Raw genomic sequence first — 19,952 nt, 5'->3', positions numbered from 1 at the left:
GGCAGCTGGATGAGCTCGAACGCCACCTCTGGTGATCACCGACGGGTGAAGTCGGCCGCGTTCCTGTTCGCTTGTGGATGCGCTGGTGCAGCTCCCCATTGGCTTGACCCAGCCCGCTCGCTCTGGCCTGCCATCAGTCTTGCTCTGATGCTTGGTGGGTATGGCTTGCGTTCCGTGATGCGTGGGCAGCTGACACGTGGTGCAGCGGATGCCGTCCCGGAAATGGATCCGGGGCAGCTTCCCAGCCTGGATGTGGTGGTGGCCGCCCGGGACGAAGAATCTGTGGTGCAGCGTTTGGTGGAACGCCTCACATCGCTGCGCTATCCATCAGGGCAACTCACCACCTGGGTGATCGACGACGGCAGTGTGGATCGCACGCCTGAGTTGCTGGACAACCTGGCTGCCGAGCACCCGGGACTCAATGTCATCCATCGCCAGCGCAATGCCGGTGGTGGCAAGTCGGGTGCTCTCAACACCGCCTTGGATCGCCTGAGTGGCGATTGGCTGCTGGTGCTTGATGCTGATGCCCAATTGCAGGAGGACCTGCTCGAGCGCCTTGTGCCCTACGCGCTCGATGGTGGCTGGTCAGCGGTGCAGCTGCGCAAGGCCGTGATTGATGCAGATCGCAACTGGCTGACCCGATCCCAGGCGATGGAGATGGCCCTGGATGCGGTGATCCAGTCGGGGCGTCTGGCCAATGGAGGTGTGGCAGAGCTGCGGGGGAACGGACAGCTGATCAAGCGTTCGGTGCTGGAGGCCAGCGGCGGTTTCAACGAAGACACCGTGACCGATGACCTTGATCTCAGCTTCCGCCTGTTGACCCATGGGGCCTTGGTAGGACTTCTGTGGGACCCCCCGGTTCAGGAAGAGGCAGTACCCGGTCTCCAGGCCTTGTGGAAGCAACGGCAACGCTGGGCGGAAGGAGGATTGCAGCGTTTCTTCGATTACTGGCCGGTGCTGACGTCGGCCCAGCTCAGTGTTCGCCAGCGCTGGGACCTGACGGCGTTTTTCCTGCTCCAATACGCCCTGCCGGTGGTGTCGTTCGCTGACCTGTGCGCGGGTTTGATCACCAGAAGCGTTCCGGTGTACTGGCCCTTGTCGTTGGTGGCGTTCAGCGTTTCGGGTCTGGCGTTTTGGCGTGGTTGTCGCAGTGGGAGCGCGGGGCCGGCGATTCCAACCGCGGGCCCGGTGAATCTCCTGGTGGCCATTGCCTACCTGGGCCACTGGTTTGTGGTGATTCCCTGGGTGACGTTGCGGATGTCGCTGCTCCCCAAACGTTTGGTTTGGGCCAAAACCAGCCACGGCCATGACCATCCGGTACAGGCATGATGGTGCCCCCTTTTTCGTCCTTCGATCAGGCCGAAGATCGCTTTGAGGATTTGGCTTGGGGCCAGGTTCTCATCACACCTTTTGAACTGGGTGCCTGGGCGCTGTTGGAGCCGATGGGCGAACAAAACCATGCGCCACAGCTGTGTTGGATCCGTCCTGATCTGCTGGGCTGTGTCTGGATGGCAGGCAGCGGGGAGGGAACCGCAGGGATGTCGGTGTTTCTTTCCCTTTTGGGCGCTGAAGGCGGACGTTGGTCGGAACCGCAGCGGATTTCCAGGGATGTGGAGAGGTCGGAGCAGAACCCCTTGCTGTTCGTCTCCGACGGGTGTCTGCATCTGATTCATTCCGCCCAGTTGGTTCGCGATCCAGCGGATCGATCCGCTCTCGAGGCATCCAGCAGCTTTTCCATGCAGTGGACGGCCGTCCTTCGGCATCAGCGGCTTTCGCTGGAAGGGTTTGACCTTTATGACCTTGAGACCTGGTCGGCCGAGGCATGGTCGTCTCCCGTTGACCTCTTTAACGATCCCGCTTTCTGCCGCAATCCCCCCCATCCCTTGGAGAACGGCCATTGGTTGTTGCCGATCTACCGCAGTCTGGAAGCGGGAGGGGCCTTTGGTCATGACCACAGCGAGATGCTGCGTTTGGATCCGTCAGGTCACTGTCTGGACCAGCCGGTCGGCATTCCAGACAGCACCGGCAGGGTGCATGGCTCAGTGGTTGCGTCGTTTGATGGAAAGGAATTGCTCCAGTTTTTTCGCAGTCGCCTTGCGGATCAGATCTACCGCAGTGTGAGTACCGACGACGGGCTCACCTGGTCGGCGCCGGAGCCCACACTTCTGCCCAACAACAACAGCTCCATCCAGGCCTGTCGCTTGGCGAGTGGGCGATTGGCGATGATTTTTAATCGCTTTGGCTTCGCGCCGGATCCGGCTTCGTCAGATAAGCAGCTGGAGTGGGGAGAGGCCCGCTGGCCGCGCACCCGCTGGCCGTTGTCGATCGCCATCAGTGATGATGATGGCCTTCATTGGCCATGGATCCGCGATATCGATACTGGATTCGGCTTCTGTGGTCAGCAGAATTGGGACCTTAATGGACAACTCGCTTACCCAACTCTGATTGAGGGAAGGGCAGGGGAGCTGCATGTGGCCTATTCCTGGGCAGGTCGCCAGGCCATTCGCTACTTGAGTCTGCGGGAACTTGAGGTGATTGGCTACAACCCCGAGGCCATACCTTTTGGCTCGTTCTGATGTGAGTTGAGAACGTCAGTTGATTTCATCAACGTCGAGAACCTGACCATTGAAGAAGTCCGCCAGATTGCGGGCCTGACGATCCAGGCCAGAAGGTGGGCTGGGTTGAGGGTTGGTTTCAGTTGGAGCAGGTGCCGGCTTTGCTTCAACCGGCTCGGACTGCGTGCGCGGCAGTTCTGGTGCAACCGCCGGAGCTGATGTTGCAGCAGGTGGTTGTGTTGGTGCTGGAGGCTCGACTGCTGCTGCTGCTGCTGGTGTTGCGATCGGCGGTGTTGTGATCGGCGGTGTTGTGATCGGCGGTGGCATGGCGCTGTTGCTGGCTTCCAGGATCAGCTGCCTCGAGCCACCGAGAGCTGTGGCCACCGCCTGTTCCAGCAGTGACGCCCGGCTCTGCACCATCCCCATCCAGTTGCCAGCCACCTGCACAACTGCGCGGTTGGGATCCAGTCGCACCAGTTGCGCTTGCTGCGAGAGCAACATCCGTGTGGAGGGCAGTTCGAGGCTGCCCAGGATCTGTTGCCACAGTTCGGGCAGGTTGGTGCTGGGCGATGGCGCAGGGTTGGAGACCGTTGGCAGTTCCGGTGATGCCGCAGGTGCCGGTTTTGGACTGGCGGTAGGTGCCTCGGTTGGGGTTGGTGCGGCGGCGGGAGCTGGCACAGGAGCTGCGAACGGAGTCACAGCGATTGGTGGTGTCGTCGCTGGTTGTGTTTGGGGCGGGGCTGCGGTTATGGGCTGAGCAGCCACCGGTTCCGCCAGCAACCCCAGCAACAGCACTTCCAGCCAAAGCCGAGGCTGCACGCTTTGGCGCAGTTGTTGCTCGGTGCCCCGCAGTTGGGCTTGCCATTGCAGCAAGCGGGCTCTGCCCATGGTCTTCGCGAGGGCGGGTAGCTGATCGCGGAACTGGGGCGAAACGCTGGTGAGCTCCAGCCGATCGGGAGCGGCAGCCATCAGCACCAGATCCCGCAGCATCCCGGCCAGACCTTGCAGCACGGCCCCAGGATCTCGGCCCCGGTCCAGCAGGTTGCGGGTCGCCTCCAGCAGTTGCACCGGTTCGGCGCTGCTCATGGCCCCCACCAGCTCCAGCAGTTCCTGTTCGGGAACCGCGCCCAGTAGATCCCACACCGCAGCGGCTTCGATGGGTGGCGGCAGCAGACTCAGTTGGTCCAGAAGGCTTTCGGCATCCCGAAGCCCTCCTTGGGACCGCTGGGCCACCACGTGAATGGCTTCGGGTTGGATGTCGATCGCTTCCTGTTCGGCGATCCAGCTCAGATGTTTGTTGAGGGCATCGAGCGGGATGCGCCGGAAATCAAAGCGTTGGCAGCGGCTGAGGATCGTTGGCAGCACTCGTTGCGGATCGGTGGTGGCGAGCACGAACACCACCTGTGGAGGTGGTTCCTCGAGGGTTTTCAGCAGGGCGTTGAAGGCTGCGGTGGAGAGCATGTGGCACTCGTCCACCACGTACACCTTCCAGCGGGCCTGCACCGGTGCGAAACGGGAGCGTTCGATCAGTTCACGGATGTTGTCAACACCGGTGTTGGAGGCGGCGTCGATCTCGATCACATCCAGGGCTGTGCCGGCGGCAATCGTTTTGCACAGCTCGCAGGTTCCGCAGGGTTCGGGAGTTGGCCCGTCGCTGTTCAGGCAATTGAGCGAGCGGGCCAGGATGCGGGCGCTGGAGGTTTTGCCGGTGCCGCGGGGGCCACTGAACAGGTAGGCCGGGGCAATCCGATTGCTGGTAAGGGCGTGGCCCAGGGTGGCGGCGATCGCCTCCTGACCCACCAGCTGATCAAAGCGTTGGGGCCGGTATTTGTGATGCAGCGGCTGGTAGGCAGAACTCATGCGCCGCGAGCGTTAAAAGGAGATTACTCAGAGGATTCGGAGCCTGGCAGCGCGGGGCGCTGTTCCAACAGGGCATCAATTCGTTGTTTGAGGTCTTCCACGGCCGCCAGCTCATCCGCAAGGCTTTGACCCGTAAGCAGCAGCCGGCGGTCCGTTCCATCTCCTGCCCGTTCCAGGAGGCCCTCCAATTTGCCCAGCAGCGACAGGCGCAGGCGTTCCAGTTTCTCCACACCCCGCCTGGCCATCGTGCGGGCATCGTCATCGAGCAGGCCCCGTTGCACCAGGAGTTCCAGCCCACGCATCAGGGCGGAAGACATCAGACCGCTCCAGTGACGTCCTCGCTCCAGCACCGAGTCCACCTGGCCGCTGCGATGGCGCCCGGTTTTGCACCAGGTGGCGAAGTGCTCGCAGTTGTTGAACAGCAGGTTGTAATCCTGTTCACCCAGGCGCCCCATGGCCCGGCGCAGGGTTACCCCCACCGGTGAAGCACCGGGATGGCTAATCACCCGCATTGGTTGGCCTCGACTGAACTCCTCCAAGGGGCTTCGCAGGATTTCACGCCCCTCCAGGTAGTGGGCGACGGTTCCGTCACCGAGGTCGATGCCGTGATGGTTGAACAGGCCGTGCTGACGCGGCACCTCCAGGTGGTCAGCGGCAGCCAAGGGCTTAGGCGGTCTTCTGTTGTTCCGTGCCAGGCAGGGGGAGCACCTTGCCGCCGGTGTGTTCTTCCACCATCGCCCGGGTCACGGTGAATTCCTTCACGGATGTCTGGGAGGGGAGGTCGTACATCAAATCGAGCATCAGCTCTTCGACGATGCCGCGCAGAGCGCGGGCGCCGGTCTTGCGCCGGTGGGCCTCTTGGGCGATTGCCTCGATGGCGTCATCGGCGAACTGGAGTTGCACGTTGTCCATGCTCAGCAGGGTGCGGAACTGCTTCACCAGGGCATCGCGGGGCTCGGTCAGGATGGATTGCAAGGCGCTTTCGTCCAGGGGTTCGAGCACGGCACTCACCGGCATTCGGCCGATGAATTCTGGGATCAAGCCATAGCGCACCAGATCATCCGGCTCCAGGTGACGCAGCACATGGGCGGCTTGCAGGTCGCGATTGGCCCGACTGCGTCCGCGGCCATCGCTGGGCATGAAGCCAATGGCATTGCGGCCCATCCGTTTCTGCACCACGTCCTCGAGGCCGACGAAGGCACCGCCGCAGATGAACAGGATCTGGCTGGTGTCGATCTGGATGCAGTCCTGGTAGGGGTGCTTGCGGCCACCCTGGGGCGGCACGTTGGCCACGGTGCCCTCCAGCATTTTCAACAGGGCCTGTTGAACACCTTCGCCGGAGACATCCCGAGTGATCGAGGGGTTCTCGCTCTTGCGGGCGATTTTGTCGATCTCATCGATGTAGATGATGCCCCGCTGGGCCTGGTCCACATCCATGTCGGCCTTCTGCAGTAGCCGCAGCAGGATGTTTTCCACGTCCTCACCCACATAGCCCGCTTCGGTGAGGGTGGTGGCATCGGCCACGGCGAAGGGCACATCCAGCATTTCGGCCAGGGTCTGGGCCAACAGCGTCTTGCCGCAGCCGGTGGGTCCGATCAGCAGGATGTTGCTCTTGTGAAGGCGGGTTGCGGTTTCCTCGGTTTCGCCGTTGCCATCGCCTTGCCAGGCCAGACGCTTGTAGTGGTTGTAAACCGCCACCGACATCACCTTCTTGGCGGCTTCCTGGCCGACCACCTGTTCATCCAGGAAGCTCTTTATGTCCTGAGGCCGGGGGATGGAGGCCAGCGTTGGGGCAGGTTTACTGCTCTTGCGCGCGGCCGGTGCGGCCTTGCGGTTCTGCTCTTGGCTGTGGCGTGGATTGCCCTGGCCATCCACAAGCTCCTCATCCAAGATCTCGTTGCAGAGATCGATGCATTCATCGCAGATGTAGACGCCGGGTCCGGCGATCAACTTGCGCACCTGATCCTGGGATTTCCCGCAGAAAGAGCACTTCAGATGGGCGTCGAACTTGGCCATCGAACGCTGGGCACCACAAAGGAGAACAACACAGGAATCAACCGAGGGCGTCTCCCTGAACACACAGGATCGAGAACGGAAGGGCTTCTGTCAGCTCTCCGTAATGATTCCTCCGTCCCCGGAACTGTCCACCACGCGATCGATCAGGCCGTATTCAACCGCTTCTGCTGGAGAAAGGAAGTAGTCGCGGTCGGTGTCTTCTGAGATCTTGTCGAGGGGCTGGCCGGTGTGGTCGGCCATAAGTCCGTTCAAGGTCTCCTTCAGATACAGAATTTCCTTCGCTTGAATCTCAATGTCCACCGCCTGACCCTGGGCGCCTCCGAGAGGTTGGTGGATCATGATCCGGGCATTGGGCAAGGCGAGACGCTTGCCTTTGGTGCCTCCGGAAAGCAGAAACGCTCCCATGCTGGCGGCAAGGCCGTAGCAGATGGTCACCACGTCCGGGGCCACCTGCTGCATCGTGTCGTAGATCGCCAGTCCTGCTGTGACTGAGCCGCCCGGCGAGTTGATGTAGATCTGAATGTCCTTCTCTGGGTCCTCAGCCTCGAGGAACAGCATTTGGGCCACTAGAGCATCGGCGACGGCGTCATCCACACCGGTGCCGAGGAAGATGATTCGCTCCCGCAAGAGCCGGGAATAGATGTCAAAGGCACGGTCGCCGCGACCGGACTGTTCCACAACCGTGGGTAGAGGCCCCGGTGCCGAGACGGGCATGGCGGCCCGCCAGCGGTTCTGGACGGGGTGGTGACTGCGGGCGTCGATCACGCGATCGGTGTGCGGTGAAGTTGGCTCAATCTATGGGCGTTGCTCAGTCCTTGGCGTCCGCCTTGGACTTGGTTTTGGTGGGGGCCTTTTCGGTGAGCGTGCTGTTCTCCTCGAGCCAACCCATCAGACGGTCCTGCATCAGGTCATCCATCACGGCCTGCCGCAGGCGTTCCGGATCGATTTTGGCCTCGTCGGAGAGTTCTTTTTTCACCTCTTTGATCTTGGCGTCAACGTCCTTGTCGTCGAGCTTGATCTCCTCCGCTTCAGCCAGGGCGGTGAGGGCAAAACTGCGGCGCAGCCGTTCCTCGGCCTCCGGCCGGGAGTTCTGCATCAGGTTGCGCACAAGATCGGGCGTGAACAGAGACTTCACATCCATGCCCTGCTGGGCGAACTGGGCTGCCGTTTGCTCCAGCAGGTTGCGGCTCTCCTGCTGAATCAGGGCTTCGGGCAAGTCCACTTCGAGCTGCTCGACCAATGCGGCGACGAGCGCATCGCGGCGGTTGCTGGTCTGGCGCCGTTCGGCGTCGTCCTTGAGCCGCTGCTCGAGATCTTTGCGCAGATCTGCCAGGGTTTCCTGCTCGCTGGCCTGCTTGGCGAAGGCGTCATCCAGGTCGGGCAGTTCGCGGGTCTTGAGGTCCTTGAGCTCGATCTCGAAGGCGGCCTTGCGTCCGCGCGCGTCCTCCTTCGGATAGTCCTCGGGGAATTGGCAATCCACGGTTTTGTTGTCGCCGACTTTCATGCCGATGACCCCCTCGATGAAGCCCGGGATCATCCGGCCGTTTTCCAGGTCGACATCCATGGAATTGGCACTGCCCCCCTCGATTTCGCTGCCGTCATCGCTGTAGGTCCCTTTGAACCCAAGCACCGCGATGTCACCGTTCTGCGCGGCACGATCTTCCACGGGAACGACCGTGGCCATTTGCTTGCGGGAGTCCTCGATCATCTCGTCGACTCGGGAGGCGTCGTAGGCGACGGTTTCGAATTCCGCCTTCAGCCCCTTGGTGCTCTTCAGTTTCGGCGTCGGAGCGACGTCGGCTTCCAGGGTGAAGGTGAGTTCCTTGCCGGGCTCAAAGCTTTCCAGCAGCCCATCGAAGCCACTGCTCAGATCGGGCTGGCTGATCGGCTCCAGGGATTCCTGCTGAATGGCGTCCCGCCAGGCGCCATCAATCAGCTGTTCCAACGCTGTGGCTTTGATTCGCACACCTCCCAGCTGCTGAACCAGCACCGTGCGCGGCACCTTGCCCTTACGGAAGCCCGGCAGGTTGATGCTGCGGCTGAGACTGGTGATCGCGTCTTCGTAACTCGTTTTGCAGCGCTCCCCAGGAACGGTGACCGTCACCGCCAGACGGCTGCTTGGGCGGGCTTCGGTGGTCACCTTCAGGGCTGCAGCGCTCATGGGGGAAGGGAAAGGGCAGCCAAGCACTGTATGCAACGGTTGAACTGGGCCTGGATCGGTAAGCTGAGCCCGTCGCACCATCGGCATCACGTTCTCTACGTAGTGATGTCGGTTCCGAAAGTCGACGGGTTTTCGTTCAGATCGTTCACTCCACCGCTTGTCTTCGACCCTTCCCAACCGTCCTCTCAATGTTGCTGTTCTTGGTGCCAGCGGTGCTGTTGGCCAGGAACTGCTGCTGCTGCTTGAAGAACGCCGTTTCCCTGTTGGCGAGCTGAAGCTGCTGGCGTCGGCCCGCTCTGCCGGTCAGACCCAAGCCTGGAATGGCCGTGTTCTCACGGTGGAAGAGGTGTCGGCTCAGTCGTTCGAAGGGGTTGACTTGGTGCTCGCCTCCGCCGGTGGCTCCGTTTCAAAGCAGTGGCGTGATGCGATCACGGCTGCAGGTGCGGTGATGGTCGACAACTCCAGCGCCTTTCGCATGGAGCAGGGGGTTCCCCTGGTGGTGCCGGAGGTCAATCCCGATGCGGCCTTCGCCCACAAGGGGGTGATCGCCAATCCGAATTGCACCACGATCCTGCTCACCTTGGCCTTGGCCCCTCTGGCCGCGAAGCGAGCGCTGCGCAGGGTTGTCGTGAGCACGTATCAGTCCGCCAGTGGCGCCGGCGCCAGGGCGATGGAGGAGCTGAAAAATTTGTCCCAGACCGTGTTGGACGGGGGAACCCCCAAGGGTGAAGTGCTGCCTTACTCCCTGGCCTTCAATCTCTTTCTGCATAACTCACCGCTCCAGGCGAACAGCTACTGCGAGGAGGAGATGAAGATGGTCAACGAGACCCGCAAGATCATGGGTCTGCCGGATCTGCGTTTCACCGCGACCTGTGTGCGGGTGCCTGTGCTGCGGGCCCATTCCGAAGCAGTGAATATTGAGTTCGAGTCTCCTTTCCCTGTTGAGGAGGCACGTGAGCTCCTGGCCGCTGCCCCTGGTGTTGAGTTGATTAACGACCCGGCGGCGAACCGCTTCCCCATGCCGACAGACGTCACCGGTCGCGATCCGGTGGCGATCGGCCGGATCCGTCAGGACATCAGTGATGCAAACGCACTGGAGCTCTGGTTGTGCGGTGATCAAATCCGCAAGGGAGCGGCGCTCAACGCCGTTCAGATCGCTGAACTGTTGATCCAGAAGTCATGACACGTACCGCCACCCTCTCCCCAACACCCTTCGGTCGTGTTGTCACCGCCATGGTGACCCCCTTTGATGCCAGCGGTGCTGTGGATCTGACCTTGGCGGGTCAGTTGGCACGCCATCTCGTGGAGCAGGGTTCCGATGGATTGTTGGTGTGTGGCACCACCGGCGAGTCCCCGACCCTCAGCTGGCAAGAGCAGTTGCAACTGCTGCAGGCCGTTCGCGACGCCGTCGGCAACGACGCCAAGGTGTTGGCGGGCACCGGCAGCAACTCCACAGCGGAGGCAATAGAGGCCACCCAGCAAGCAGCGGCAGCCGGCGCCGATGGTGCTCTCGTGGTTGTGCCCTACTACAACAAGCCTCCCCAAGAGGGCCTAGAGGCCCATTTCCGTGCCATCGCTAAGGCGGCTCCTGAGTTGCCTTTGATGCTCTACAACATCCCCGGCCGCACCGGCTGCAGCATCGCTCCGGCCACGGTGGCGCGGCTGATGGACTGCCCCAATGTGGTGAGTTTCAAGGCCGCCAGCGGTACCACCGAAGAGGTCACGGCGCTGCGCCTGGCCTGCGGTCCGCAGTTGGCGATCTACAGCGGCGATGACGGCCTCACCTTGCCCATGCTCGCCGTGGGTGCTGTTGGTGTGGTGAGTGTGGGCAGCCATGTGGCGGGCCCCGAGATACGCGCCATGATCGAGTCCTATCTGAATGGCGACGGTGCCTCCGCACTCGCCCTGCACGACGCTCTTATTCCTCTGTTTAAGGCCCTGTTCGCCACCACCAATCCGATTCCCGTTAAGGCTGCTCTCGAACTCAATGGCTGGTCTGTCGGTGCTCCCCGTCCACCTTTGTGCCCCCTCTCTGACGACATGAAACGTTCCCTCTCCATCGCCATGGCCGCCCTTCGTCAGACCTAGCCCGGTCCGGCTTATCGGCTTACGCAATCCGTTCTTCTTCAACTCTTTTTCTATGGCCAACAACGCGCGATCCAGCAAGGGGCAGGAGCCTTGTCTTCGGGTGATCCCCCTGGGTGGACTGCATGAGATCGGCAAGAACACCTGTGTGTTCGAGTACGGCGATGACCTGATGCTGGTGGATGCAGGTCTGGCTTTCCCCAGCGATGGTATGCACGGGGTGAATGTGGTGCTGCCCGACACCAGCTTCCTGCGCGAGAACCAGAAGCGGATCCGCGGCATGATCGTCACCCATGGTCATGAAGACCACATCGGTGGCATTGCTCACCACCTCAAGCACTTCAACATTCCGGTGATCTATGGGCCGCGGCTGGCCCTCTCGATGCTGACCGGGAAGATGGACGAAGCGGGGGTAAGAGACCGCACCACCCTGCAGACCGTCGGTCCGCGCGATGTGGTGAAGGTGGGTCAGCACTTCTCGGTGGAGTTCATCCGCAACACCCACTCGATGGCCGACAGCTTCACGCTGGCCATTTCCACACCGGTCGGAACCGTGATCTTCACGGGTGATTTCAAGTTCGACCACACCCCGGTCGATGGTGAAAACTTCGACATGGCACGGCTCGCCCACCACGGTGAAAAGGGGGTCTTGTGTCTGTTCAGTGATTCCACCAACTCGGAAGTTCCTGGCTTTTGCCCTCCTGAGCGCTCCGTGTTCCCCAACTTGGACCGCCACATCGCCAATGCCGAGGGTCGGGTCATCGTGACCACCTTCGCCAGCTCGATCCATCGGGTGTCGATGATTCTGGAGTTGGCCCTGAAGAACGGCCGCAAGGTGGGCCTTCTGGGCCGCTCCATGCTCAATGTGATCGCCAAAGCCCGGGAACTGGGCTACATGCGTGCGCCGGATGAGCTGTTTGTGCCGATCAAGCAGATCAATGATGTGCCCGATCGTGAAACGCTGTTGCTGATGACCGGTAGTCAGGGCGAGCCACTGGCAGCCCTGAGCCGCATCTCCCGCGGTGAACATCCCCAGGTGAGGGTGAAGACCACCGACACGATCATTTTCTCAGCCAGCCCGATCCCCGGGAACACGATTTCCGTGGTCAACACGATCGACAAGCTGATGATGCTGGGCGCCAAGGTCGTGTACGGGAAAGGCGAGGGCATTCATGTCTCCGGCCATGGCTTCCAGGAAGACCAGAAATTGATGCTGGCCCTCACCCGGCCCAAGTTCTTCGTGCCGGTGCACGGTGAGCACCGGATGCTTGTGCAGCACTCCAAAACCGGCCACTCCATGGGGGTTCCGGTCGACAACACCTTGATCATCGACAACGGTGACGTGGTGGAGCTCACTCCGGATTCGCTCCGCAAGGGCAATGCTGTGAAGGCAGGCATTGAGCTGCTGGATCAATCCCGCAACGGCATCGTTGACGCCCGTGTTCTGAAGGAGCGCCAACAGTTGGCGGAAGACGGCGTGGTGACGATCCTGGCGGCGATCAGCACCGATGGCGCCATGGTGGCTCCGCCGCGGGTGAACCTGCGGGGTGTGGTCACCACGGCGGATGCCCGCAAGATGTCCTTGTGGACCGAGCGGGAAGTCACCTGGGTGCTCGAAAATCGCTGGAAGCAGCTCTGCCGCAACACCGGTGAGAAGGCACCGGAAGTGGATTGGATGGGTGTGCAGCGTGAGGTGGAGGTGGGCCTCGGCCGGCGGATGCGCCGTGAACTGCAGGTGGAGCCACTGATCCTGTGCCTGGTGCAGCCAGCTCCTGGTGGCACGCCCGTTTACAAGGGTCGCGCCGATGCTGAGCCCGATGATCGTCCGGCGCCGCGCGGTCGCGGTGGTCGTGGAGGTGGTTCCCCCTATGGCCGTCGTAACGGTGGTGGTGGAACACCCGCTCCTGTGCGCACCAATCAGGGCAATGGCAACGGCCGTTCTGGCTCACCAACGCCGGCCCCCGTCCGTGCGGCGGCAGCAACAGCAACCGCTGTGGTCGAGAAAGTGACTCCCCAACCGGTTGTCGAGAAAGCTGCTGCTGCTGTGCAACAGCCGGTCGAAGCGGAGATGCCTGCAGGGCGCACCCGTCGTCGTCGTTCAGCGGCCAGCTGAGCGGGCGAAGGCCCCTTTGATCCTGTTCATCAGCCCCATCGGCTCAGTGGAGTCGGTGGGGCTTTTGATTGCAGGTTGAAGTTGTCTGCGGAGCCACGATTGCTCCAGGAGATCCTTGGCTGCAGGCTCCTGGGGTGTTGGTTCGACCTCGACTTCGATCCCGTCGCTCGGTGGCTGATCCGCTGGCTCGGTTGTGATCTCTGGTTCCAGGGTCACCGTTGGCTCTGGGGTTGTGGGCTCGATCTCGTCGCTCGGTCGCTGCTCCGTTGGCTCGGTTGTGATCTCCGGTTCCAGGGCGACCGCAGGCGCTGAGGTTGGTGCCGGATCCGGAGAGGGAGTGCCAGCCGCAGTGGGCGTGGGCCGGGGTTCCTCGTCACTGGGCAACCACGGCAACGCCGTGACCACATGGGGCTGTGCTGGCCTGGCTTGATCGGCATCCGTTGTTAGGAAGGGATCCTTCAGCAGGTCTGGGAGGACGACATCGGTTGCAGGTGTCGTTGTTGCTGCGCTGATGACGGTGTTCTGCGATCGGCAGAGCTCTAGCCCTTGTTCCGCCAGGGCCGCAAGGGTGGCCTCCGGTTCACTGTCCAGCACCCGTTGGTAAAAGAGGGCGGCTTGCTCCGGTTGCTGGAGTCCATGCAGCTGGATGTGCCCCAGGAGCAACGCCACCACAGCCCGCCATCCCAAGACGAGGCTTTGGTCTTGCTCGTCTGATGCGCTTTGGAGTTGATCCCACAACGCCGAGGCGAGGGCATGAGCCTCGGTGTACTCCCCGAGGCCGTAGGCCCGTTCCGCGGCTTGATAGTGCTGCTCGAAATCGGCGTCCACGCTTGGGGTTCCGGTATCCCAGTTGTAGACCTTCAGCTGGCGTCGTGAGGTGATGGGGTGCCTTGGGCGGAGTGACGTTCATCACCACCCAGTCCGAACCCGGCGTGCACCACTTGGAGGGCCTCGACGCCAGCCTCTTCTGCCACCACGCAGCTGGTTCTGATTTCACTGGTGGCGATTAGGCCGATGTTGATGCCTGCATCCGCCAGAGCACGGAACATGCGCCCCGCTGTTCCTGGCGTTGCCGGCATCCCAGCACCGACGGCACTCACCCGTGCAATGGCCTCGCCGTCTTCCAGGGCGGCACCCGGCCACTGGGCCAGCAGGGGGGCTAGGGCTACATCGGCACGGGCGCGGTCGTCCTTGCGCAGGATGAAGGTGATGTCTCGTGATCCGTCGCTGTGTTGTCGTTCCGATTGAACGATGGCATCCAGGCTGATGCTGTTGTCGGCCAGGGCTGAACACAGCGACGCTGCGGTGCCGGGTCGATCGGGCACGTGGCGAACACTCAGTTGCACCTGGTCGCGGTCGAGGGCGACGCCGCGCACTTCCGGTTCTCCACGGCCGTTGTTGGTGGGATTGATGCGGATTTGCGATTCCTCAAGGTCGAAGGCGTCCCGCACCGCTTGAACAGCTTTGCTGCCGGCACTGGATTCGATCACGCAGCTCACCTTCACTTCACTGGTGGCGATCAGTCGGAGGTTGATGCCTTGTTGACACAGGCAGTTGAACAGGTTGGCGGCTATGCCTGGTCGCCCCATGATCCCGGCCCCGCTGATGCTGAGCTTCGTCAGCCCTCCTTCTGCTGCCAGATCGCCGCCCAGTTGATCCAGAACTTTCTGGCTTATGCCGCGGGCCAGCTCGAGATCCGCTTCGGCCACCGTGAAGGTGATGTCATTGCTGCTGCCCTCATGGGTGGCCTGAATGATCAGGTCCACATTGATTCCCCCGTCGGAGAGGGTTTCGAACAGTCGTGCGGCAATGCCGGGCTGATCGGGGATATGGGAGAGGGCGAGCACGGCCTGTCCGTCCACTTCCTCCATCCCATCCACGGGACTGCCGAGCTCAATGCCGTTGGTGCTGATCGGACGGGCTGGTCGGCTGGTGAGCCGGGTGCCTGCGGCATCGCTCCAACTGGATCGCACCACAAGATTCACGCCGTAGTTGCGGGCGATCTCAACTGCTCTGGGATGCAGCACGGAGGCCCCAAGGCTCGCGAGTTCCAGCATTTCGTCGCAGCTGATCGTGTCCATCAACTGGGCATCCGGCACTTTGCGCGGGTCGGTGCTGAGAACACCCGGAACGTCGGTGTAGATCTCACAGGCATCGGCACCCAGGGCTGCCGCCAGGGCCACTGCGGAGGTGTCGGAGCCCCCGCGTCCGAGTGTGGTGATTTCGTTGAGGCCATCACTGCTGGTGCTGGTGCCCTGGAACCCGGCGACCACCACCACCTGGCCAGCAGCGAGGCGGTTGCGGATTCGGTCGGTGCGAATCCCGAGAATCCTGGCCCGGCCGTGGGTGGATTCCGTGGCGATGCCCACCTGCGGGCCGGTCATCGACGTTGCACTGACCCCTTGGGCGTTTAGGGCCATGGCCAGCAAGGCGATCGACACCTGCTCACCACTGGCCAGCAGCATGTCCATCTCCCGCTGGGTGGGGGTTGAGGTGATGGCGTTGGCCAGACCCGTCAGTTCGTCGGTGGTGTGGCCCATGGCGGAGACCACCACGACCACGTCGTGCCCCTCCTCACGGCAGCGTCCGATGCGATCGGCCACCGTCTTGATGCGTTCCACGCTGCCGACGGAAGTGCCCCCGAATTTCTGCACCAGGAGGGCCATGGTCTGGGCTTCAGCAACGCTGGATTTTCTCACCTGGCGGGCAGCGATCAGCTCAGCAGTCCGTCGCGGAAGGCATCGCCAGGCTGGGCGCCGCGTTTCAGCCGTGCCTCCACCTCCAGCAGGCGCCCGAGCAGGGAGAGGAAGCGTTTGGCCGGTCGACCCTGCAGCTGCTTGCGCATCACATAGATGCGTTTGGGGTTGCCGATCCCGGCGGCTTTCGCAATCACTGCCACATCTCTTTCCCCCTGCTGTTCCAGCAGGCTCACCCAGAGCCAACCCCGGATCTGACCGGTGAGGGTGGCCACAATGCGCAGAGCTGGTTCCCCGGCTTCGATGAGGGCATCCCAGCGGGCAATGGCTTCGCCGGGGTTGCCCTCCAGCAGAGCATCGCCCACGGCCAGAGCATTGGTGGAGCGACCCCCCACCAGCTCCTGAACCCGCGCAGCGGAAATGGTGGTGCCGCGCAGGGAAAGCTTGCGCAGTTCTGATTCGAGTCGGGCGCTGTCGGTGCCGATGGCCTCCACCAGGGCATCGATGGCATCTGGGTCGACCTGCAGGCCAAGGGCCTCGGCAGTGCGTTGCACTAATTGGCGCTGACCATTGCCATCCCAGGCGGCTGGCAGCGGGAAGCTCTGTTCCTGAGCGAGACCGGTTTTGATTCGCTTCTGCAGGGTTTTGGTGGTTCGCAGGCGACCATCCGGTTTGGCAGGGTTCACCAGCACCAGGTGGCTGGTGTCGGGGATGAGCTCAAGGGCGGCTTCAAACCGGTCGGCCAGCTCACTGGGACAGCCGTTGCAGAACGGACTGCGCTGCAGCAGCACCAGCCGTTCGCCCGTGGCGAAGGGAGGTGTGCGGGCCTCCTCGAGGGCCTGCAGGGCTTGACCAGCGTCTGCCCCATCCAGGCGGCTGAGGTTGAGGCTGCTCCAGCTGGGGTCGACCACCTGGCCGATCAGAGCCTCGATGGCCCGGTCCCGCGCGGCGGCGTCATCACCCCAGAGCAGATGGATCGGCATGGGTTGATGATGGCGTGGATGGCCCAGGACCACCCGATCTTCACTGAAAGCATCCGGCGGATCCAGGCGGCTCTGGGCGACACGGGCTTGCCTCCGCTGCAACAGCAGGTGCTGGAACGGCTGGTGCACAGCAGTGGTGATCTTTCCCTGGGGCCCCTGCTGCAATTCAGCGAGGGGGCCTGTGAGCAGGGGGTGGAGGCGCTGCGGCAGGGGGCGCCGATCCTGACGGATACCGCGATGGCAGCGGCAGCGGTGGCCCCGATGGCCCAACGCACCCTCGGCAGCGCGGTGCACACGGTGCTGGAGTGGGCTCCAGAGCTGGCACCGCAGGGTTCGACGCGCACGGCCGCTGGCATGGAGCAGGCCTGGACGACGCTCGCGGTGGCGTCACCCACTCCAGTGGTGCTGATCGGCAGTGCACCGACAGCGCTGGAGGTGCTGTTGCAGCGGGTGGCCGCCGGGGCCCAGGCCCCCAGCCTGGTGATCGGCATGCCGGTGGGCTTCGTGGGGGTGGCGGAAAGCAAGAGGCATCTGGCGGCCAGCGGCCTGGCTCAGATTCGTTTGGAGGGCAGTCGTGGGGGCGCGGGTCTGGTGGCGGCGGCGGTCAATGCCCTGCTTCGCGCTGCAGCAGCATCAGCTCCGCCCCCTTCCAGCTGAGTTGCCAGCCCCCGAGAAGATCGGCTGAACCGCCGGGGGCACCCTTGTCCAGTCGCCGACTGAGCTCGTCCAGTTGAGGGGCCGGAAGTGGTGGCACCCCCTGCTGCTGCAGCCATTGCGCCAGCAGCAGGCGGCGGGTGGCTGGGTTCAACGCCCCCAGGCCGCGGCGGTCCAGTCCGGCTGGGGTTTGCAGAAGCTCCAGGGCCATCCGGCTGAGTTCTGTCTGACTGTCCCGCACCTGGGACACCCGTTCGGCCAGATCGCTCATCCGCAGACTGCAGCCCGGATGCAGTTCCTCGAGCACGGGCAGCACCTCCTGACGGATCCGGTTGCGGGCGAAATCAGCGGATTGGTTGCTCGGGTCGTCCCAGATGGGCAGGGCCAGGTCTTGGCAGATCTGCAGGGTGTCGTGGCGTTGCAGGTGCAGCAGCGGCCTACGCAGGTGGGGACCCTCCGAGCTCAGGGGGCGGACGCTGGGCAGTGCCGCCAGACCGGCGAGGTCGCTGCCGCGGGCCAGTTGCATCAGCATCGTTTCGGCCCGATCGCTGGCGGTGTGGCCCGTCACCACATCGGCGCCTGCTTCGCGGGCCCGTTGTTCCAGCCGTTCGTAACGCCACTGCCGGGCTTTGGCTTCACTAGGGACCTGTCCTGGCGCTGCCTGGTCCACCTGGAGGAGGAGTTCCCGCTGTTGGCACCAGGCCCCGAGCTCCGCGGCGATCTGGCTGGAGCCGTCGTGCCAGCGGTGGTCGCCATGCCAAATGCTCAGGCTCCAGCCGTGCATGGGCGCCAGATCTTGCAGCAACGCCAGCAGAGCCATGGAGTCTTGTCCGCCGGACACCGCCAGCAGCAGTGAGCTGCCTTGGGGCAGCAGCTGCGGCTGCATCAGCAGGCGCCGGTGCAGGCGGTCATGCCAGGACGTCCAGCCCAAAGGGAGAGGTGCGTTTCCCCCACGGTGTGAGAATCAGGGCATCGCTGTCCAGTCCCCCATGACCCGTCTTCAGCAGCTGCCCGTTTCTCTTCAGCGCAGTCTTGAGCAGCGCTGTGCGCTCAAGGTGATCGCCGGCCTGATGAATTTCGATGCCGCCAGCGTGGAGCGGGTCGCCCGTGCAGCCAGGCGTGGCGGTGCTGATCTGATCGACGTGGCCTGCGACCCAGCCCTGGTGCGTCTGGCGATTGAGGCCTCCGGTGGCGTGCCCGTGTGCGTGTCGTCAGTGGAGCCCGAGCAGTTCCCCGCGGCGGTGGCGGCCGGTGCGCTGATGGTGGAGATCGGCAACTACGACGCCTTCTATCCCCAGGGCCGGATCTTTGACGCGGCTGAGGTGCTCGAGCTCACCCGCCGCACCCGCCAACTGCTGCCCAACGTTGTGTTGAGCGTCACGGTGCCCCATGTGTTGCCGATGGATGAGCAGGAGCAGCTGGCCATCGATTTGGTGGCCGCCGGTGCCGATTTGATCCAGACCGAGGGCGGCACCAGTGCCAAGCCCTTCAGCGCTGGCCACCTGGGCTTGATCGAGAAGGCTGCCCCCACCCTGGCGGCGGCCCACAGCATCAGCCGCGCTGTCGATGTGCCCGTTCTGTGTGCGTCTGGTCTTTCTGCGGTGACGCTGCCGATGGCCATCGCTGCCGGTGCGGCCGGTGTTGGTGTTGGTTCTGCCGTGAATCGCCTGCAGGATGAGCTGGCGATGGTGGCTGTGGTGCGTGGTCTGCGCGATGCGCTGGGCAGCGCTGTAGCGGCCCGCGTCTAAGACTTCGCCTCAGCTCCACTCCCATTCGATGCCATAGCAGCTCCGGACGCCAGCAACGGTTTCTGCCAGTTGCTGCCTGAGTTGTTGGCGTAGGGCTGGGTCGATACGGTCAGCCAGCCCGTCGCCTGCATTGGCGCGGGGCAACGCCCCGGGCCAAGCAATGGGCTTGAGCTGGAGAAAACTGAGCAGCTGCTGCCAGATGCGCTCCGGCGTGGAGAACAGGTCTTCACTGCGCAGGATCAGCAGCTGCTCCCGGGGGAAGAGGGCTTCGTAGCGGTTCAGCTGCTCTAGGTAGAGGCTGCGGCTGAGGTAGCTGTGCTTTTGAAAGCTGTAAGGGTCACCTGTGGCGAGTCGGCCTTGTTCCGCCGCCAATGCTTCATCCACCGGGAGTGGTTCAAAACCGAGTCGTTGGGCATGAAACACCTGTGAAATGGCCCTTTCGACAGGGTCCCTTAGCAGCACGATCAGACGAGCGTTGGGGAGATGTTGATGAATCCGCCCAGGCACATCGGGGTGGAATAGATAGAAGGGCGTGATGTCTCCGCAACGTTGAGCCGGCTGGGCTCCTTGAAAGTGTTCCCGGTACCAGTCTTCGCCGGCGTTGTAGTTCTGATCAAAGAAATGAACTTCCTTGCAGGCCGGCAGATAAACGTCCGGGTGCTGCCCCAGCAAGCGATGCAGCGTGGTTGTTCCACCTTTCTGGGTGCCGAGGCCAAGGAAGTCAGGTAAGGGTGCTGCCATTCAGCTGGTGTGGCCGATTGGCAGCATTTTGCTGGTGTTACAGGGACGGAACGCCTTCATGGTGTGAAGAGTGGCCTGCATTGCCTCCTGGCTATCTGTTCACATGTGAAAATCGAACCCTGACTTCCAGTTCCATGCAGTTCATCAACACGCTGACCGTTCTGGCCCTGGTGGTGGCTTCTTTTGCCTTGATCGTTGCGGTGCCGGTGCTGTATGCCTCCAGCGAGGACAGCGGCCGCTCCAACCGTCTGATCCTGCTGGGCAGTGCTGTTTGGGTCGCCCTGGTGCTGCTGAACTGGGGTGTGAGCTTCTTCGTCGTCTGATTTCGTCTGTCAGCCGC

18 protein-coding genes are annotated in these 19,952 nt (G+C 62.9%); 8 read left to right on the top strand and 10 right to left on the bottom strand.

Annotated elements, in window-relative coordinates; translation table 11 throughout:
- Nucleotides 1-9: 9 nt before the first annotated feature.
- Both NCN06_RS10720 and NCN06_RS10715 read left to right on the top strand, forming a co-directional pair.
- Entirely contained in the window at nt 10-1,329 is a 1,320-nt protein-coding gene (locus tag NCN06_RS10720) for a glycosyltransferase family 2 protein (RefSeq protein WP_226398919.1), read from the top strand.
- Nucleotides 1,329-2,576, top strand: coding sequence for an exo-alpha-sialidase (locus NCN06_RS10715; protein ID WP_250398926.1), 1,248 nt, complete (start codon nt 1,329-1,331; stop codon nt 2,574-2,576). Before NCN06_RS10720 ends, NCN06_RS10715 begins: the two co-directional genes overlap by 1 nt.
- A gap of 15 nt (nt 2,577-2,591) precedes the next feature.
- On the opposite strand, the gene NCN06_RS10710 is transcribed toward NCN06_RS10715, so the two are convergent.
- The 5 genes from NCN06_RS10710 to tig form a co-directional block, all read right to left on the bottom strand.
- Nucleotides 2,592-4,415 (bottom strand): DNA polymerase III subunit gamma/tau, encoded by a 1,824-nt coding sequence (locus NCN06_RS10710; RefSeq protein WP_250398925.1) that lies wholly within the window; start codon nt 4,413-4,415, stop codon nt 2,592-2,594.
- Nucleotides 4,416-4,438: 23 nt separating this feature from the next.
- Complete coding sequence (locus NCN06_RS10705; protein WP_226398916.1) at nt 4,439-5,077, bottom strand: lecithin retinol acyltransferase family protein; 639 nt, start codon at nt 5,075-5,077, stop codon at nt 4,439-4,441.
- A gap of 4 nt (nt 5,078-5,081) precedes the next feature.
- Nucleotides 5,082-6,431 (bottom strand): ATP-dependent protease ATP-binding subunit ClpX, encoded by a 1,350-nt coding sequence (gene clpX, locus NCN06_RS10700; protein ID WP_250398924.1) that lies wholly within the window; start codon nt 6,429-6,431, stop codon nt 5,082-5,084.
- 90 nt (nt 6,432-6,521) lie between these two features.
- Entirely contained in the window at nt 6,522-7,196 is a 675-nt protein-coding gene (gene clpP / locus NCN06_RS10695) for an ATP-dependent Clp endopeptidase proteolytic subunit ClpP (RefSeq protein WP_226398914.1), read from the bottom strand.
- 43 nt (nt 7,197-7,239) lie between these two features.
- On the bottom strand, nt 7,240-8,592 hold the full coding sequence (tig, locus tag NCN06_RS10690) for a trigger factor (RefSeq protein WP_250398923.1): 1,353 nt from the start codon (nt 8,590-8,592) through the stop codon (nt 7,240-7,242).
- A gap of 157 nt (nt 8,593-8,749) precedes the next feature.
- Between tig and NCN06_RS10685 the strand changes: the two genes are divergently transcribed.
- The 3 genes from NCN06_RS10685 to NCN06_RS10675 are packed head-to-tail and all read left to right on the top strand — an operon-like array spanning nt 8,750 to nt 12,790.
- Nucleotides 8,750-9,775 (top strand): aspartate-semialdehyde dehydrogenase, encoded by a 1,026-nt coding sequence (locus NCN06_RS10685; RefSeq protein ID WP_226422823.1) that lies wholly within the window; start codon nt 8,750-8,752, stop codon nt 9,773-9,775.
- On the top strand, nt 9,772-10,680 hold the full coding sequence (gene dapA, locus NCN06_RS10680; RefSeq protein WP_115024766.1) for a 4-hydroxy-tetrahydrodipicolinate synthase: 909 nt from the start codon (nt 9,772-9,774) through the stop codon (nt 10,678-10,680). The genes NCN06_RS10685 and dapA overlap by 4 nt, the downstream gene beginning before the upstream one ends.
- Before the next feature lie 52 nt (nt 10,681-10,732).
- A complete protein-coding gene (locus tag NCN06_RS10675) occupies nt 10,733-12,790 on the top strand; it encodes a ribonuclease J (protein ID WP_250398922.1) in 2,058 nt (685 codons plus the stop codon).
- Here the strand turns inward: NCN06_RS10675 and NCN06_RS10670 are convergent.
- Genes NCN06_RS10670 through holA form a run of 3 tightly spaced genes read right to left on the bottom strand, consistent with a single transcriptional unit; the run spans nt 12,776 to nt 16,469 of the window.
- Nucleotides 12,776-13,618 carry a hypothetical protein gene (locus tag NCN06_RS10670; RefSeq protein WP_226398909.1) on the bottom strand — a complete coding sequence of 281 codons (843 nt, stop codon included), beginning with the start codon at nt 13,616-13,618 and terminating at the stop codon, nt 12,776-12,778. The genes NCN06_RS10675 and NCN06_RS10670 overlap by 15 nt on opposite strands.
- Nucleotides 13,619-13,650: 32 nt before the next feature.
- Nucleotides 13,651-15,456 (bottom strand): aspartate kinase, encoded by a 1,806-nt coding sequence (locus NCN06_RS10665; RefSeq protein WP_250398929.1) that lies wholly within the window; start codon nt 15,454-15,456, stop codon nt 13,651-13,653.
- Nucleotides 15,457-15,503: 47 nt separating this feature from the next.
- The gene (gene holA / locus NCN06_RS10660) at nt 15,504-16,469 is read right to left on the bottom strand and encodes a DNA polymerase III subunit delta (protein ID WP_250398921.1); all 966 of its coding nucleotides are present in this window, start codon (nt 16,467-16,469) and stop codon (nt 15,504-15,506) included.
- A 9-nt stretch (nt 16,470-16,478) separates the two neighbouring features.
- Between holA and NCN06_RS10655 the strand changes: the two genes are divergently transcribed.
- Nucleotides 16,479-17,126: a precorrin-8X methylmutase gene (locus tag NCN06_RS10655; RefSeq protein ID WP_226398907.1), complete on the top strand. Its 648-nt coding sequence runs from the start codon at nt 16,479-16,481 to the stop codon at nt 17,124-17,126.
- On the opposite strand, the gene tilS is transcribed toward NCN06_RS10655, so the two are convergent.
- Entirely contained in the window at nt 17,074-18,054 is a 981-nt protein-coding gene (gene tilS, locus NCN06_RS10650) for a tRNA lysidine(34) synthetase TilS (RefSeq protein WP_226422828.1), read from the bottom strand. The two genes, NCN06_RS10655 and tilS, sit on opposite strands and share 53 nt — an antisense overlap.
- 58 nt (nt 18,055-18,112) lie before the next feature.
- Between tilS and NCN06_RS10645 the strand changes: the two genes are divergently transcribed.
- Nucleotides 18,113-18,871, top strand: coding sequence for a DUF561 domain-containing protein (locus NCN06_RS10645; protein ID WP_226398905.1), 759 nt, complete (start codon nt 18,113-18,115; stop codon nt 18,869-18,871).
- 9 nt (nt 18,872-18,880) lie between these two features.
- Here NCN06_RS10645 and NCN06_RS10640 read toward each other — a convergent pair whose 3' ends face one another.
- Nucleotides 18,881-19,612 (bottom strand): sulfotransferase family protein, encoded by a 732-nt coding sequence (locus tag NCN06_RS10640; RefSeq protein WP_250398920.1) that lies wholly within the window; start codon nt 19,610-19,612, stop codon nt 18,881-18,883.
- 134 nt (nt 19,613-19,746) lie between these two features.
- On the opposite strand from NCN06_RS10640, the gene psbZ reads away from it, so the two are divergent.
- Nucleotides 19,747-19,935 (top strand): photosystem II reaction center protein PsbZ, encoded by a 189-nt coding sequence (psbZ, locus tag NCN06_RS10635; RefSeq protein ID WP_006850156.1) that lies wholly within the window; start codon nt 19,747-19,749, stop codon nt 19,933-19,935.
- Nucleotides 19,936-19,952: the final 17 nt, after the last annotated feature.

Source organism: Synechococcus sp. MU1648, from assembly GCF_023630615.1.
Lineage (GTDB): Bacteria > Cyanobacteriota > Cyanobacteriia > PCC-6307 > Cyanobiaceae > Parasynechococcus.
The sequence above is the reverse complement of the archived record's forward strand: the minus strand, read 5'-3'. Positions and strand labels throughout refer to the sequence as shown.